At 44.5% G+C, this 17,498-nt stretch carries 12 protein-coding genes; 6 read left to right on the forward strand and 6 right to left on the reverse strand.

The genetic code is table 11. The features are described 5' to 3' along the window. Nucleotides 1–22 precede the first annotated feature (22 nt). The 3 genes from recQ to kynB are packed head-to-tail and all read left to right on the forward strand — an operon-like array spanning nt 23 to nt 4,105. Nucleotides 23–2,164: a DNA helicase RecQ gene (gene recQ / locus DYE48_RS09755; RefSeq protein ID WP_115823554.1), complete on the forward strand. Its 2,142-nt coding sequence runs from the start codon at nt 23–25 to the stop codon at nt 2,162–2,164. A gap of 19 nt (nt 2,165–2,183) precedes the next feature. After that, on the forward strand, nt 2,184–3,461 hold the full coding sequence (gene kynU, locus DYE48_RS09760) for a kynureninase (protein WP_115823436.1): 1,278 nt from the start codon (nt 2,184–2,186) through the stop codon (nt 3,459–3,461). 14 nt (nt 3,462–3,475) lie between these two features. Further along, nucleotides 3,476–4,105: an arylformamidase gene (kynB, locus tag DYE48_RS09765; protein WP_115823437.1), complete on the forward strand. Its 630-nt coding sequence runs from the start codon at nt 3,476–3,478 to the stop codon at nt 4,103–4,105. A gap of 110 nt (nt 4,106–4,215) precedes the next feature. Here the strand turns inward: kynB and DYE48_RS09770 are convergent, their stop codons facing one another. The 3 genes from DYE48_RS09770 to DYE48_RS09775 form a co-directional block, all read right to left on the reverse strand. Continuing rightward, complete coding sequence (locus tag DYE48_RS09770) at nt 4,216–5,742, reverse strand: BCCT family transporter (protein ID WP_115823438.1); 1,527 nt, start codon at nt 5,740–5,742, stop codon at nt 4,216–4,218. Between the two features lie 158 nt (nt 5,743–5,900). Then, the gene (locus DYE48_RS21135; RefSeq protein WP_167449480.1) at nt 5,901–6,074 is read right to left on the reverse strand and encodes a hypothetical protein; all 174 of its coding nucleotides are present in this window, start codon (nt 6,072–6,074) and stop codon (nt 5,901–5,903) included. Nucleotides 6,075–6,136: 62 nt separating this feature from the next. Then, nucleotides 6,137–7,615, reverse strand: coding sequence for a phytoene desaturase family protein (locus DYE48_RS09775; RefSeq protein WP_115823439.1), 1,479 nt, complete (start codon nt 7,613–7,615; stop codon nt 6,137–6,139). A 719-nt stretch (nt 7,616–8,334) separates the two neighbouring features. Between DYE48_RS09775 and DYE48_RS09780 the strand changes: the two genes are divergently transcribed. The 3 genes from DYE48_RS09780 to asnB all read left to right on the forward strand — a co-directional run bounded on the left by DYE48_RS09780 (nt 8,335) and on the right by asnB (nt 12,013). Beyond that, nucleotides 8,335–8,883 carry a sigma-70 family RNA polymerase sigma factor gene (locus tag DYE48_RS09780; RefSeq protein ID WP_244199404.1) on the forward strand — a complete coding sequence of 183 codons (549 nt, stop codon included), beginning with the start codon at nt 8,335–8,337 and terminating at the stop codon, nt 8,881–8,883. Further along, nucleotides 8,865–10,019, forward strand: coding sequence for a hypothetical protein (locus DYE48_RS09785; RefSeq protein ID WP_115823441.1), 1,155 nt, complete (start codon nt 8,865–8,867; stop codon nt 10,017–10,019). Before DYE48_RS09780 ends, DYE48_RS09785 begins: the two co-directional genes overlap by 19 nt. A 110-nt stretch (nt 10,020–10,129) precedes the next feature. Then, nucleotides 10,130–12,013 (forward strand): asparagine synthase (glutamine-hydrolyzing), encoded by a 1,884-nt coding sequence (gene asnB / locus DYE48_RS09790; protein ID WP_115823442.1) that lies wholly within the window; start codon nt 10,130–10,132, stop codon nt 12,011–12,013. A gap of 41 nt (nt 12,014–12,054) precedes the next feature. On the opposite strand, the gene DYE48_RS09795 is transcribed toward asnB, so the two are convergent. The 3 genes from DYE48_RS09795 to DYE48_RS09810 all read right to left on the reverse strand — a co-directional run bounded on the left by DYE48_RS09795 (nt 12,055) and on the right by DYE48_RS09810 (nt 17,052). Continuing rightward, nucleotides 12,055–13,302, reverse strand: a complete 1,248-nt coding sequence (locus DYE48_RS09795; RefSeq protein ID WP_115823443.1) for an aminopeptidase — start codon at nt 13,300–13,302, stop codon at nt 12,055–12,057. A 131-nt stretch (nt 13,303–13,433) separates the two neighbouring features. After that, on the reverse strand, nt 13,434–15,329 hold the full coding sequence (locus DYE48_RS09800; protein ID WP_115823444.1) for an ABC-F family ATP-binding cassette domain-containing protein: 1,896 nt from the start codon (nt 15,327–15,329) through the stop codon (nt 13,434–13,436). Nucleotides 15,330–15,630: 301 nt separating this feature from the next. After that, the gene (locus DYE48_RS09810) at nt 15,631–17,052 is read right to left on the reverse strand and encodes an alanine/glycine:cation symporter family protein (protein ID WP_115823446.1); all 1,422 of its coding nucleotides are present in this window, start codon (nt 17,050–17,052) and stop codon (nt 15,631–15,633) included. Nucleotides 17,053–17,498 lie beyond the last annotated feature (446 nt).

The following is a 17,498-nucleotide window of genomic DNA, read 5'->3' on the forward strand; positions in this document are numbered from 1 at the left end:
TATGTATAAAAGGATGATCACGATGATTCAACAGGCCGAAAAAATTCTCCACCAATACTACGGTTATTCCTCGTTCCGCCCTGGTCAAAAAGAGGCCATTACTCATGTTTTAGATCAAAAGAACACACTGGCCGTCATGCCGACAGGAGGCGGAAAATCCCTCTGCTATCAAATCCCCGGACTCACTTTGCAAGGAACAGCGATCATCATATCCCCCTTGATCTCTTTAATGAAAGACCAAGTGGATGCCCTCCATTCCTATGGGGTGGCCGCTACTTATATTAATAGCTCCCTTTCTCATACAGAGCAGCAGCAAAGGCTGCGGGATATGGAAAACGGCCGCTATTCCTTTGTGTATGTCGCTCCTGAACGGTTTGACTCACCCAACTTTTTGGCCGCTATCAACAGCATTCCCCTTTCGTTGATCGCCTTTGATGAAGCGCACTGTATTTCCCAATGGGGACATGACTTCCGTCCAAGCTACCGATCGATTGTCCCTACCTTGAAAAAAGTCGCAAACCTTCCTGTCCTTATGGCTCTAACTGCTACAGCGACCCAGGAAGTAATTAAAGACATTAAAGAGTTGATCGATGTCGAGGATACAAACGTCATTAATACTGGATTCGCAAGGGACAACTTGTCTTTTCGTATTATCAAAGGCCGTGACAAACGAGAATTCATCAGCGAATATTTGACTCAGATTCCCAATGAATCCGGCATCATCTATACAGCCACACGAAAAGATGCTGACCAGCTTCATTACCTTTTAACGAAAAAAGGATTTGCTGCTGGAAAATATCACGCAGGAATGACAGAGCATCAAAGAAAGCAAGCACAGATGGATTTCGTTCAGGATGAAATCACCACGATGATTGCAACCAATGCTTTCGGGATGGGCATCGATAAATCAAACGTCCGTTATGTTATTCACTATTCCATGCCGATGAATATTGAATCTTATTACCAGGAAGCTGGTCGTGCTGGCCGTGATGGTGAGCCTGGTGATTGTGTATTGCTCTTTTCAAGTCAGGATATCAACCTGCAACGGTTTTTGATCGACCAGTCACCAAATGAAGAAAAGAAAAAGGATGAGTACACGAAACTCCAGGCGATGGTGAATTATTGCCATACCCACTCCTGTTTGCAGCAATACATTCTTGACTATTTTGATGATCCGACAGAATCCGAGCCGTGTGGTAAATGTACGAATTGCACCCACGATGGTGAAGAGCAGGATATGACAAAAGAAGCGCAAATGGTATTATCCTGTGTGAAACGCATGGGCGAAAGGTTCGGAGCCGGCCTGACAGCGAAGGTACTCAAAGGTTCTTCTGACCAAAAAGTGAAACAGTTTCAATTCCAAAATTTATCGACTTATGGCATTATGCCGAATTATACAGAAAAAGAATTGACTCGGTTCATTCAGTTTTTAACAGCGGAAGGGTACCTATCTACTGGCGAAGGACGTTATCCTTCATTAAAGCTGACGAATGAAGCCGTTTCTGTCATTAAAGGCAACCAGCCTGTTCTTATGCTTGTTGAATCCACAACGAAAAAACAGAAAACCGAATACAATGAGCAATACTTCGAAGAGTTGCGACAGTTACGTAAATCGATTGCAGATGAAAGCAACCTTCCCCCTTACGTCATCTTCTCTGATGCCACACTCAAAGACTTGACCATCTATCTCCCAGAAATCAAAGAAGAGATGATGAACATCAAAGGAATCGGGGAGCAGAAATTCGAGAAGTATGGGGAACAGTTTCTTGAGAAATTACGACCTTGGGCACAAGAGACGGAGACGAAGCCTACGCCGGTTCGTTCGACCGAACCTTCAATCCAACAGAAAGACCCGTTTGATGACCGCCCCAGTCACCTTATTTCTTACGACCTTTGGATACAAGGAAATGATGTGAAAGACATAGCCAAAGAAAGGGGTATAGGCAAACAAACGATTGAGAACCATATTTTCCGAGCTGGAAAAGAAGGAAATGAGATCGATTGGAACCGATGGTTTGATGAAGAACAAGAAAGTAACATTGTGCAGGCCTATGATCAAATGGAGGAACATAAATTGAAACCCTTGAAAGAATCTCTGCCTGAGGGGTATTCCTACTCTATGATTAAGGCTGTCCTAGTGAAGCATAACTTGATGGATGAATGATAGTTGAGGAGGAAAATTCATGACTAAACCTGTAATCTCAAGAGAAGATGTAAAAGCATTGGATCAACATGACCCGCTTCAATTGTTCAAACGTGAATTTTACCAAGAAGGCTTTTATTATATGGATGGAAATTCCCTAGGTCTGCTTTCGAAACGATCTGAAGAAACCCTCTCAACCTCTCTGAATGATTGGAAAAAACATGCCATCGGAGGATGGACCGAAGGAGAAGAACCTTGGTTTTACATGTCAGAGAAAATCGGGGCACTGACTGCTCCTCTCATCGGGGCAAAACCAGAAGAAGTCATCAATACCGGTTCTATTACATCAAATATTCATCAGTTGCTGGCGACGTTTTATAAGCCAGAAGGAAAACGGACGAAAATCCTCGCAGATGAACTGAACTTCCCGTCTGACATTCACGCCATGAAGAGCCAAATCAAATGGCACGGGTTAGCCCCGGAAGAACACTTGATTCGTGTCCAAAGTGAGGACGGCTATACGTTATCGGAAGATACCATCATCAAAGAAATGGACGAAGACATCGCTGTAATTCTCCTGCCTTCCGTTTTATATCGTAGTGGCCAACTGCTCGATATTGAAAAAATAACAAGGGCAGCTCATGAATATGGCATCATCGTTGGCTTTGACCTTGCCCACTCGATCGGTGCTCTTCCTCACCGCTTGAACGAATGGGGCGTTGACTTTGCTGTGTGGTGCACGTATAAGTATTTGAACAGTGGGCCTGGTGGAGTCGGTGGACTGTATGTGAACGAAAAGCACCTCGGCAAAAGCCCAGGACTTGCAGGTTGGTTCAGTTCAAACAAAGACAAGCAGTTCGATATGAGCCACGAACTAACTCCTGCAGAAACCGCAGGAGCATTCCAAATCGGAACGCCTCATGTGCTCAGTTCAGCGCCTCTCATAGGGTCACTGGAACTTTTTGAAGAAGCGGGCATTCAACAGATTAGAGAAAAATCACTAAAGCTCACTCGTTTACTGATGGACCTTATCCACCAGGAGCTCTCGGGTCATGGTTTCAAAATTGGCAACCCTTTGAATGATGAAAGCCGAGGGGGCCATGTTTGTCTCGTTCATGACGAGGCGGCAAGTATCTGTAAAGCATTAAAACAAGAAACCGTCATTCCCGACTTCCGTTCACCGAACGTTATCCGCCTTGCCCCGATCGCTTTTTATACATCTTACGAAGATGTGTATGACGTCGTGTTACGCTTGAAAGACATCATGGAGAATGAAAAACAAAAGCAGTTCAAAAATGAAAGAGACACCATCGCCTAAGGAGGTTTGTGATAATGAAATTCATCGATATTACGATGCCCCTGAATAACGATACGCCACCCTGGCCTGGAGACGAGCCGTTTGACTACAAGCTGACGTGGTCCATGGAAGATACGGGATCGGTCAATGTCGGCCAATTCAAAGGCAGCAACCATATCGGAACCCATGTGGATGCCCCCTATCACTATGATTCAGCTGGTTTGAAAATCGCAGATCTTCCCGTCGATCGATTTTCCGGTCAAGCTCTAGTCGTTTCCATAAAAGATGACCCTGTCATCACTAAAAAGGTGTTGGAAGACTTGGACTTGAGTAAGGTAAGTAAAGTTTTATTCCATACGGACAGTTGGAAAGACCGCACCCGCTTCCCTGAGCGATACACGGTCATTGGTGATGATGTAGGTCCATTTTTAAAGAAGCAAGGCATCGACCTTATCGGCATCGATACTCCTTCTGTTGACCCTGAAACGAGTAAAGAGTTGAAAGGCCATCACACGCTGTACCAGAATGATATCCTGATTCTTGAAGGGATTGATCTTTCTCAGGTGTCGCAAGGAGTTTATGAGCTTTTTGCTTTTCCATTAAAAATGGAGCAAGCCGACGGCAGCCCCGTCCGCGCCGTCTTACGAACCATCGAAGCATCATAGCCTCAAATAAACATCCCGTAATCATGTCTTCCAAGATACTGACATATAGCTGAAGATTTTGTACTAAAAACACCTAGGGAGCCCCTAGGTGTTTTTAGTGTAAGCCTATATTATTTCTTCGTGATTCGTTGATCGATCGCCATCTTCTTCGCTACTTTTGGTGCGAGCCAAATCATTGGCAGTAGAAGAATGGATACTGGAACAGCTGTGACGACAATGAAGTTTTGCAGCTGTGTAATCCCACTGTCTCCTGTAATTAACAGAATCACAGCGATCGCGCCCATCAATACGGCCCAGAAGATTCTAAGCCAGCTTTGTGGGTTTCCTTCTCCTGTGACAGCCATGGCAATCGTGTAGGACATGGAGTCACTCGTCGTTACGACAAATAGGATCGTTAGAAGCAAGAATAGCGGCGAAATCACGCTTGCCAATGGGAACTGTTCTGTAATGGCAAACATAGCTGCCGGGTTGCCTGCTTCATTCAGTGCGTTGGATACAGACCCAGGATTGTTCAATTCAAAGAAGATTCCGGATCCACCTAGGACTGTAAACCAGAACGTAGAAATAACAGGAGCAAAAACAGATACGGCAATGATGATCTCTCTTATTGTCCGGCCTCTTGAAATACGGCTGACAAGAATGGCCATCATCGGTCCATACCCGATGAACCATCCCCAGAAGAATACGGTCCATAGAGATAGCCAACCTTCATCTCCTCGATACGTACTCATAGGAATGAATTGATCAACATAATAACCGAATCCTGCTAAGAAGTGGTCGATGATAAAACCACCTGGTCCAAAGATGACGATGAACGCCATTAGCCCAATGGCCATGCGGACGTTGAAGCTACTTAAAAATTGTATCCCTTTATATAAACCAGTGACTGCTGAAATTGTAGAGATGATTACAACGGCAAAAATAATGGAAAACTGCGTGCTGAACTGATTAGGTATCCCAAAAATTTCCTGAAGTCCGTAGCTCGCCTGCAGACCAAGGAAACCAATTGGACCGATCGTCCCTGCCGCTACAGCAATGACGGAGAAGGCATCAATGATCGTCCCTAACCAGCTGTGGCGTAATTTTTCGCCGAAAATCGGATAGAGCAACGTTCTAGGCTTCATTGGCATTCCTTTATGATAGTGACCATACATCATGACGACAGCACTAATCGTACCAAGAATAGCCCATGCCAGGAATCCCCAGTGCATAAAGCTTTGCGCGAGGGCCGGGTTGATTGCTGCTTCTGTCCCGGCTTCAATTCCAGACTGAGACGGGGGTACAGTCAAAAAGTGCCACATCGGTTCAGCGGCAGCCCAGAAAACACCTCCGCCGGCCAACAGTGTGGCCATAATGATGGATAGCCATTTGTATAATCCCAGTTCAGGCTTTTCCATATCCCCCATTCTTATTTTTCCATAACGGGAAAAGGCTAAATATAATCCAACAAAGAATGTAGCAAGCATGAGCACTTGCCAAAAAGCTCCGAAGTACTTGGCTGACCATGCGAAGCTTTCACTAACGATCATTTCAATCAAATCAATATCAATGAGTGCAAGAATAACGAAAAGGACTAATAATCCTCCACTTATTACAAATACCGGCCAGTCAATACGGCCTGAGGTTTTATTTTCCATAGTTGTCTCCTTTAATTCATAATGTGTTTGAATGCACAATTTACAACTTTATCACTCTTTTTATTATGGTGTAAAGATATTTCCTTTATCCTTTAGGGAAATGATTTTTGAGAAGAACGGCATGAAAAAGGCGATCCCTAGCAAGAGATCGCTTCTCTTTAATCTTCTTTGGACTCTACCTTATGATCTTCCTGTATGTTCTGACATTCCTTACAAAGATTAATCTCTCGCTCTTCTTTGATCTGAAGCGGTTTGCCACAACGCTGGCACTCATCATAGTTATTCGGATTTGTTTGAAATCCCGGCATTTCATTACTTCCATCGTTATACATACAAGTTCATCTCCTTTTTCTTTCACCTTTTCTTTTCTTATTCCCTATTCGCTTTTCGTTAATCATCTCGTCATTTCCTTTGCCGCGGTCATTCCAGACAATATCACCCCAAGTGTTCCCGCTCCTGGGAAAACCGTATCCCCGCACTGATAAACGTCCGGAATCCCGGTGCGAATGGAATAACTGTTGAGCCAGCTGTATTTTCCCGTTGGCATGTATCCACCCACTTTTCCATATTTCCTTCTCAACCACTTTTGAAAAGTAATCGGAGTCCCGGGAAGAACAAAGTCTAACTTTTCCTTAAAACTCGGGAAGTAAAAATCCACCGTATCCAGGAGTCGATTCTTCATTTGTCCTTTATCCGCTTCATATTGTTCCGAATTCCACCAGGGTGAAATGGATGTGTGAGTAGAAATCGTCAATGAGCGCTTTCCGACAGGTGCCATCGACGAATCTCGAGGGTCAGATAATGACATTAAAAACTGTCCACCATCATGGAGGTCGTCCGGTTTTTGTGGGTCAATAAACTGATGATACATGGCGTCTTCTCCCTCAAAAACCGCCCCGTCCACACCTCCATGAATGATAAACGCTCCCCATGAATCCCTTTTTTCTTCTTTTAACGCTTTAATATAGGACTGTTCACCCATCTCCTTTGATACCGTATCATGGAAGTTGTGAACAGAATTGTTCAACAGTACCTTTTGCGCTCGAAATACTCGATCACGTTTCGTATGAAATTCAAAATGTTGTCCGCTTTTCTCTACTTTATGAATCGGATGACGCATATAAAGGTCGCTCCCTGAATTCTTAATGAAAGATGCCAAACGTTCGGCAACCGCTGCAAGACCTCCATGTACAGCATAAGCGCCTTTATGGAAGGTTTGTAACGCAGCATAACCCAAAAACGCAGGGCAATATTCAACGCTTGTTTGTACGCTATCCATCAACTCACCATTCAAAAACACGCGGAAAAGACGATGGTTATGAAGGCCATACTTTTTCAAACGATCTTCTACCGTCTGGTTCATGAATGGGAGAAGTTTCATTGCATCTTTGTTCACGAAAGGTACCAAATGCATGAAATCTTTTAAGGTTCGTGGAGGAAATACAGGAAGATCTTCTGTTAACTGATCGACTATCGCTCCCACCCTATATACTTCATCATAGAACGACTGTATAGCGGAAGATTGGGTTGGGAAGACTCGTTGAATCTCTTCATACCAGCGGCTTCGCTCACGAAAATAGTGAATGGTGCGATCCGGCATGTGAATATCCATGATCGTATCCAATAACGTCATGGCAGGAGGATCGATGTTTAACTGATCGAAGAGTCGATGGAGAACCCCTCCCTCTTCAAATCCCATTCCAAGGGTTGCCCCTGACTGAAAACGGTAGCCGTTTCGTTCGAATTTGCCTGCGCTACCCCCAAGTTCATTGGAGGCTTCAAAGACAGCAACTTTCATTCCTTTTTTGGCGAGTGTAGCTGCAGCTGCCAGCCCACCAAAGCCTGCACCTACAACTCCAACATCATAAATCATCCGCTCACCTCCCTCCCCTTCTTTTCCCCTATCTCCACCTTTTTAGGCGTAACGAATGTTCTTGAAGTATATGGCAGGATTGTGGAAGACTTGATTTCGAGACTTTGGTGGGGTTCTAGGGGCTCCGGGAAAAGGTTCGCTTTCCATGGGGCGGGCGCTGAGCCTCCTCAGGCTACGCCTTCCGGGGTCTCAGCTGTCCCGCACACCCCATAGGAGTCTCACCGTTTCCCTCCGCCCCTATACCAAATGAGGTTCTCGAAACCCCTCTTATAGTAAACTGCCTAGTTGTGTTGTGTAACCCTGCTTAAACTGCGTCGAAATAGGATTATTAACCATAAAAACTCCTATTACTGGAAGGTAGTTTCGAGAATCTCTTCCGGCAAGTGGGCGGAGGGGAATGGCGAGACTCCTGCGGGAAAAAAGTGCTTGGTGAGACCCCACAGGACGCAGTCCGAGGAGGCTCAAAAGGATAGAGGAAGTTCGATTAAGTTCGGCACGTCCTGTGCCAACATCGAACGACCCCACATCGTGTGGGGCCCCGCGGAAAGCGAGCCATTCCCCGCAGCCCCCATCCACTCAACAAAAGTCTCGAAACTGAGTCTTTCACAATCGGGAGCTTTAGTGGAGAAAATTTATGGATTTATTGAAGAAATTTGTATTTTTGCAGACCTTTTGAATGAGACGCTCGTCTAATGAACAGGAAAGGAGAGGAAAGCCTGGTGTCCGGACATACACAAACTCATTACACACGCGAGGAAGCGGTTGAGTACATAATGAACCAGTACGGAGAATCGTTGAAACGAACCATTTTTACATATGTGAAAAATCACCATACCACAGACGATATCTTTCAGGATGTTCTCCTGCAGATTTATCGTAAGTGGGACAGGTTCAACGGAGATTCCCAATTGAAGACATGGGCGATGAGAATCGCCATCAACCGATGCAAAGACTATTTACGTTCCCCTATTCACCGCATCAAAATCGCTACAGATAAATGGCGCGAGCAAAAAGACCCGAACTACACGGAGCAAAAAGTCGTCCAAAAGGAACAGTGGGATGAAATAGCGGAAGCCATCCTTCATCTCCCTATCAAATACCGGGAAGTCATGATTCTGACTTTCCAGCAAGATATGACGCAGAAACAGATTGCTGAAGCGACCGGCACACCTTTAAGCACGATCAAAACAAGGATGCAGCGTGCACGTCAACTGCTTAGAGAAAAGGCAGATGAAGGAGGGATAGACCCGTGGATCATCAACAAATAAAAAAAGCCATCAACCGTCATATTGGCGAGGATCCTTTATTCACAGATAAAGATAAAGAGCGCTTTTATAAAAACAAGCCGAACCGACGGCAACGGTTCCCTGGTGCTCCGAAAATTGTTACGGTCCTTCTTGCTTTCTTTGTTTTAAGCGGATCCTTTTATACCTTTATAAAGACGGACTGGTTTGAGCAACCTTCTTCACCGACGCAAGAAGAAAAAGAACCAGTAGAAGAAACGCCTCCTGCACCTGATCCAGAAGAACCTACCCATGTAAAGGTTGAGAAACTTAAAGAAGTCATTGTCTCTATGCCGAGCAAAAGCAAAATGAAAGTCGCTATTGATCAATTTGAAGGTACGGAAGTTGAATCCAAAGTAGCAGATACAGAGAATGCAAATGGAAACGAGTATGAGTTGTTTGAGAGTTATTATGCATTCGCAAGCCGAAAAGAACCAGGAAATCCACCTGCTTACGACGGCCCTCTCCCTCCCCCAAAAGATGCCTTTAAAAATGATGAGATAGAAATTTCTATGAAGCTTAACTGGGTAGAGGGGGGAGATCGGACTTACCTAAATGAAGCGACACTCCTTTACCTATCAGAAGAAGGGGATCTGATCGAAGAAAACTACAAAGTACACGAGCGCGAGCGAAATTTCATCAAAGTTAAAAATCCTAATGAACCCGTTGTCATGGACGACTTAATCCTTGCCTCCATTGCAAGATCTGTAGATAAAGAGCCGGAGGCCATTACTAAGCGCGACCTATTGTATTTAGAAGAATTGACGATTAACGCCTCCCATTTGAGCGGCATCTATGAAGTAGACGAAGATATTGAATATTTTAAAGCGATGCAGTCGCTCTTCGTGCTGAAGCTAAATCAAGCCATCATTCCAGGGGAGTTATTAAAAGAAGTTCCTTACTTGGATCAAGCAACCTTCATCGGTCCTACCGTCGACGATTTGAGTCGTGTCAAAGAAGGGCTGCAAACCATCACGTACTTGAATTTAATTAATTCCTCATTTAGAGGAACGGCTGAAGACATTCTTGAGCTGAAATCTTTGAACATCGTCAGGGTCGATCCTGCCGTTGTTCCTAATTACGAAGATTTACAATTTGAAGGTATGGACGTTCGGTGGTAATAAACAGAAAAAACATAATAGGGTACGGGGACCTGCTTCCGACCGGAGGCGAGCTTCAATCCCCTTCCCTACTTATATGAGGTATAGGATTTTAAAAAGGAGGAATTTCCATGTGTGGAATTGTTGGAATTTTCAATAAAAATGGCATTGAGAATCATGCTCTCATCCAGGACATGATGGAAAAAATTCATCACCGCGGACCAGACAACCAAGGTTCATACACAAACAGAGAAATCAGTTTAGGTTTTCAGAGACTGACGATTATCGATGTTTCTGAAAATGGTAATCAACCGATGTTTAGTGAAAATGAACGGTATGTGATGGTATTCAATGGAGAAATCTATAACTTTCAAAACTTAAGAGAGGATTTACTTTTACAGGGGCACACGTTTCATAGCCAGGCGGATAGTGAAGTTGTCCTTCATGGATATGAGCAATACGGCACGGATATTTTGCAGAAGTTACGGGGGATGTTCGCTTTTTCCATATGGGACAAAGTTGAAAAACAACTCTTCATTGCCAGAGACTCATTCGGGATCAAACCGCTTTATTATACACAGGAAACGACAGACGGATCCTTCTTATTTGGGTCTGAAATCAAATCGTTTCTTGCTCACCCTCAATATTGCAAGTCCTTCAATCAGGAAGCACTGCAACCTTATCTCACCTTTCAATATTCGGCTATGGAGGAAACATTTTTCAAGGGCGTTTACAAACTTCCTCCAGGCCACTATATGATCCATGATGGGAATGTTTTTGAAATAAGACCCTACTGGGAGCCTTCTTATTCTGAGCAGACAACGGATTTAAACGAAGCCATTGAGAAAATCCAGGAAGCGATGGATGATTCCATCCGTCATCACAAAATCAGTGATGTGGAAGTAGGGTCGTTCCTTTCCGGAGGCATTGATTCAAGCTATGTGACGAGCTTATTGAAACCGAATAAAACGTTCTCGATCGGCTTTGAAGATTATGAAGGCATGTTTAATGAAACGAGACTCGCTGAAGAGTTATCACAAAAAATAGCAGTCGAAAACCATAAACGGTTAATTTCAGCGGATGATTTTTTCCAGGCGGTTCCGACCATTCAGTATCATATGGATGAACCTCATGCGAACTTGTCTTCCGTCCCTCTTTTCTTCTTAAGTGAATTGGCTAAAGAACATGTAACGGTCGTTCTCTCAGGAGAAGGAGCCGATGAACTTTTCGGAGGATATGATTGGTATAAGATCAGCCCTGAACAGAAGATTTATGAAAAAGTGCCGTTCGCGATTCGCAAATCCATTGCCACTGTTTCTTCTAAGCTTCCTAAAAATAGGATCACCACCTTTTTGACAGGTGGTGGAGAGAAGATTGAAGAAAAATTCATCGGACATGCGAAAGTCTTCCGCCCTGAGGACGCTCACGAAGTCCTAAAACCCGCTTACCGGCAGAATCGTAAACCAGCAGACCTTTTATCAGACACCTATGCCAAAGTTTCCGGGGCGAATGATTCGACGAAGATGCAATACGCAGATCTTCATCATTGGCTTCCTGGGGATATCCTTCAGAAAGCTGATAAAATGAGTTCCGCTCACTCTCTTGAGTTACGCGTTCCCTTTTTGGATGCAAAAGTAATGGATGTCGCGTCTTCCCTCGCTCCTTCTTTAAGAGCCAATGGCAAGGACACGAAATATGCACTGAGAGAAGCAGCTAAGGCTGTGCTCCCTGAAGAATGGGCGAACCGTAAAAAAGTCGGTTTTCCAGTTCCTATCCGGGATTGGCTGAAACAGAAAAAATACTATGACTTGGTGAAAGCATCTTTAACGTCTGAAACAGCTCAGGAATTTTTCCACACCGCTTCATTAGTCCAGTACTTGGACGACCATTATGAGGGAAAAGGAAATCATCATCGTTATATTTGGACCGTCTATGTGTTTATTCAATGGTATGATGTCTATTTTGGAAAAGAGGTGCACCTTCAAGAAGAAGAAAACCATCTCGCTTATGCATAACAAAACCGGCAGCTTTTTAGACGCTGCCGGTTTTCGTTTATTTATTCAAATGTAATGGCCCAGCTTCCTTTACGCATGACGGATTCTGTCGTCCCGTCCGCAAGTACACCATCAATATCAAGCTCACCGGATCCCATCATGAAATCAACGTGGGATAAACTGTCATTCACACCATGTTGATCAAGTTCTTCTGCGCTCATATCTGACCCGCCTGTCATGTTATTCGGGTAAGCTTTTCCGAGGGCAAGGTGACAAGAAGCGTTCTCATCATAAAGCGTGTTATAGAAAATCAGACCAGATTGAGAAATCGGGGACTCATGCGGCACAAGCGCCAGTTCTCCAAGTCTGCGTGAACCTTCATCTGTTTCCAGAAGGTGCTTGAGTGTCTCTTCGCCTTCTTCCGCTGTGAAGTCAACAACTTTCCCCTCTTTGAACGTCAAGGTGAAATTGTCGATGACGTTTCCACCATAGTTCAACGGTTTCGTGCTGGAAACTTTTCCATCTACTCCATATTTATGAGGAGCTGTGAATACTTCTTCTGTCGGCATGTTCGGGTTGAATTGTACTTTTCCTTCAACCGTCTTCGCAGGTCCACCCTTCCAAATGTGTCCTTCAGGCAGAGCTACTTCGAGGTCCGTACCTGGAGCTTTGTAAATCAACTTCTGGTACTGTTTCTTATTCAAGTATTCACGAGCTTTGATCAATGTTTGGTTATGCTCTTCCCATGCAGCTACCGGGTCCTCACGATCGACACGGACAATGCTGAAGATCTGCTCCCAAAGCTTCTCAACCGCTGTATCTTCCTCTTCTCCAGGGAAGATCTTTTGTGCCCACTTAGGAATAGGGATACTGACAATCGACCATTGAATACGATCATTCATCGTATAATCACGGAACTTGGACATCGCTTCTGATCTCGCTTTGGTAGCAGCTGCGACTTTGCTTGCATCAATGCCTTTCAAAAGATCAGGGTCTGTAGAGCGAATTGAAAGGATCGCCGCTCCCTGCTCAGCAAAGTACGTGTACTGCTGTTTCTGCCATTCTGGAACGTCCGATAACGTCTCCTGATCAGCATGTTCATATTTCAGGCGCGTCAGTTCATCGTCACCCCAGTTAATATGTACATCTTTCGCACCCATTTCGAAAGCTTTTCTTGCGACGATGCGTGTAAAGTCCGCTCCAGCAATCGTGGAGTTAATCATTAGCAATTGATCTTCTTGCAAATTGACACCTGTACGTAAGGCTAATTCTGCATATTTTTCCAAGTTTTCTTTGCTTGGCATTTTCATGATTACATTCCTCCTGTCAATGCTTGTATCCGTATTCATTATTCCATAAAACGCACGGAACTACAAAAATAAGCCAATCCTCATTATAAAAAAAGAGAGCGGAAAACAACGGTTCTCCACTCTCCACTCAATCATTCTTCCTCTACTCCTTCAATAATCAAGGAAAGCTCTTCCCACCGCTCCATCTTGGCTTCCAATTCGGATTCGGCTTCATCTTTTTCCTTTGAAAGTTCCTGGACACGATCGTAGTTCGTCGCTTCTGCCGCGAGCTGCTCATCAAGAAGCTCAACCTTCTCCTCCAAAGCGGAGATTTCGTCTTCAATCGTCTCCCATTCCTGCTTCTCTCGATAGGATAACTTACGTTTTCGATTCGCACGGCGTGTATCTTCCTGAGTGGAAGGCTTCTTGTTCACCTGTTCCACTTTCTTCTCATCTTTTCTCTTTTCAAGGTATTCCGTGTAATTGCCGTGAAACTTCCGAACGTCTCCATCTCCTTCAAAAGCTAACAGACGGTCAACGACACGATCCAAGAAATAACGGTCGTGTGAAACCGTGATGACAACACCTGGGAACTGTTCCAAGTAGTCTTCCAGCACACTTAACGTCTCCGTATCGAGGTCGTTAGTCGGTTCGTCTAAGAAAAGGACATTCGGTTCGCTCATCAGAACCCTAAGCAAATACAAACGACGGCGCTCTCCTCCAGAAAGGCGCTTAATATACGTCCACTGTTGCGGACGTGGGAATAAGAAACGCTCAAGCATCTGTTCTGCTGTAATTTCATCCCCATCGGCTGTCGTAATGACTTCCGCTACTTCTTTGATATATTCAATGACTTTTAGACTTTCATCAAGCTCTCCATGGTCCTGTGTGTAATAGCCTATTTTGACGGTCGAACCGATGTGGACACTTCCGGTTTCCGGTTGAATGCGTTCAGCCATGATGTTCAGCAACGTTGTTTTGCCTGATCCATTCGGGCCGATGATTCCGAGTCTTTCTCCCGGCACGACAAGGTAATCTAAATCATCGATGAGCGGTTGATCTCCAAAACTGTGCGTGATTCCCTCCAACTCTATCACCTGGTTTCCTAATCGCGTAGAACCGATCGCCATATCCACATTTTCCTTCTTCGTATCAAAGGTTTCTTCCTTCATAGCTTCCACGCGTTGTTTACGAGCTTTTTGTTTCGTCGTTCTCGCTTTCACACCAGCTTTCAACCAGGCCAGCTCTCTACTTAGCGTATTTTGGTGCTTTTGTTCAGCCTGACGCTCCCATTCTTCTCTTTCCGCTTTTTTTTCGAGGAATGTTTCATAGTTTCCCTCATAAATATACAAGCGACTCTTGTCTAGTTCATAAATCAAATTCGTCACACGATTCAAAAAGTATCTATCGTGCGTGACGACGACGAGTGATCCTCTATAGGAAGCTAAATACTCTTCCAGCCACTCAATGGTTTCATTATCAAGATGGTTCGTAGGCTCATCCAGCAACAGCAAGTCAGCCGGCTGGATCAGGGCTTTCGCAATGGCAACCCTTTTTTTCTGTCCTCCAGAAAGTTCGCTGATCTTCTTATCGAAAAACTCGATCCCCAACTTGGATAGAACCGTTTTGGCCACCGTGTTGGCTTCCCAGGCCCCTTTTTCATCCATCTTTTGCTGAAGGTCCAGCATACGTTCCTGGACTTGTGGATCCTCCGGATGAGCTGCTAAGTCTAATAGAACTTTTTCATAGGCTCTCATGACAACCATGATCTCCGCATCACCGTGATAGATTTGCTCAAGAACTGTATTGCTCTCATCTAATTCCGGTTCCTGCGGCAAATATTCCACCGTGAAGTCCTTCGCGTGATCCATATCCCCTGAATCTCCACTCTCTAAGCCTGCGAGAATTTTCATAAGTGTGGATTTCCCTGTACCATTCACTCCAATCAGGCCGATCCGTTGTTGATTGGATATCGTGAAGGTGAGGTCGTCGAACAGATCTTTATCTCCATAACTTTTACTCAATTGATTGACTGATAGTAAACTCATTCCGCTCATTCCTTTTACTGAATATCTCTGTCCATCATATCACATCTGCATGTATGAAGACTGATGTAGCGTTTCTACTCTCGTTTGGCGCGATTCGTACCTCGTTTGGCGCGATTCGTACCTCGTTTGGCGCGATTCGTACCTCGTTTGGCGCGATTCGTACCTCGTTTGGCGCGATTCGTACCTCGTTTGGCGCGATTCGTACCTCGTTTGGCGCGAACGGGCATCCTATAAATGGATGCCCGTCCGCGCCATAAGAAAAACAGCCTCTGGAACGAAATCCTGAGGCTGTTTATGTTTGTTATCCTTGTTCTTTCTCCGAGGATTGATCTCTTCTCCAGTATTCCATCCCGTCGACACCCGGGAGATGATCTTGATAAAAGACCGGATCTTTTCCTGCTTTCTTTTGCTTACGATAATCTTTCAATGCAGCATAAGCTACAGATGACAATCGGAAAATAGCATACAAGTTAATCAACGCCATGATCCCCATCGTCAAGTCAGCTAGGGACCATACAAGACCAAACTCCGCAATCGCACCGAACATGACCATAAGCAGCACAGCCACTCGGTAAATAAAGATAGCTGGTTTGCTCGTTTTGATGAATTCTATGTTCGTCTCCCCATAGTAATAGTTTCCTATGATCGAACTGAATGCGAAAAGGAAGATCGCTACAGCAATAAAATTAGCCGCCCATGCACCGAGTTCAGATTCAAACGCTTCCTGGGTCAGTTGAATTCCATCAAGGTCTGTGCCTACATAATCTCCAGCAAATAGAATGATGACGGCAGTGGCACTACAAATAAGTAAGGTATCCGTGAATACCCCCAATGTCTGAATCAAACCTTGTTTGACAGGGTGCGTAACTTCAGATGTAGCGGCTGCGTTTGGCGCACTACCCATACCTGCTTCGTTGGAGAACAATCCACGTTTGATTCCAATTAAAATCATACCACCGAAAGTACCTCCAGCAACTTCACGAAAACCGAAAGCACCAGCGAAAATTTGTCCAAACATCGTTGGCACCTGTCCGATGTTCACAACTAGAACGTATGCAGCAAGGATGATATAGAAAATAGCCATAATCGGAATGATAAACTGAGTCACTTGAGCAATTCGTTTTAAACCACCAAATATGATAAGAGCAACAATAAAGGTAAGAATCCCTCCAAGAAGCCACTTGTCCATATTAAAGGAATTTTCAAAAGCTAGACGAATTGTATTGGATTGCACGGAGCTGAAAACTAACCCGTACGTAAACGTAATGGTTATCGCAAAAACAATACCAAGCCCTCTGTTCTTCAACCCTTTTTCAATATAATAGGCCGGGCCACCTCGATACTGATTTTTTTCAGGGACTTTGTAAATTTGTGCAAGGGTACTCTCAATAAAGCTTGACGCTCCTCCAAGAATAGCTACAATCCACATCCAGAAAACGGCGCCGGGACCACCGACCGTTATCGCAGCGGCAACCCCTGCCAAGTTTCCCGTACCGACACGTGAAGCGGTACTAATGGCAAAAGCCTGGAACGGAGAAGTTCCTTTTTTGCCCTCAGCAGAAATGGATCGCTTATCAAAGAGAACACGAAACATTTCTGGTATGTATGTAAACTGGGCAAAGTTCAGTTTGATCGAAAACCATAATCCTAAGCCGAGCAAGGCGGCAACAAGAATGGTCCCCCACATCCAGTCGTTCAGAAAAGTAAGTATATCTTCCACCATAACCTTCACCTCTCTAAGTATTATTTTCCATTTTAAGTCATTTCCCATAATCGCTTACAAACAAACACACAACTACAAGAACTCAACTATTTTACCACATGTGCTCCACTGCCCTCTACTTCCTATTTAATGAAATCCCCCTACTTCCCTAACGCTCCCGGCTGCTAGACTCCCGTGGGAGAAAGAAGATAGGTGAGATCCCGCAGGACGTAGTCCGAGGAAGCTCACCACTCCCCCACAGGAAAGCGAGCAGCTTCCCAGCCAACCCTGACGCTCAACCCAAGCAACGCTCCCCCCCCGAAACATCTCGAAATCGAGTCTTCCACAATCCTGCCATATGGCGTAATAGAACATTAGAACCACCTAATACTCTAAATGAAAAAAATTCTCAATATTCGCTTGACTTCTTTGTTCAATCTATTAGAATTGAATCTGGAATGAAAATC

It is taken from the genome of Halobacillus trueperi (assembly GCF_003386945.1).
GTDB classification, from domain to species: domain Bacteria; phylum Bacillota; class Bacilli; order Bacillales; family Halobacillaceae; genus Halobacillus; species Halobacillus aidingensis.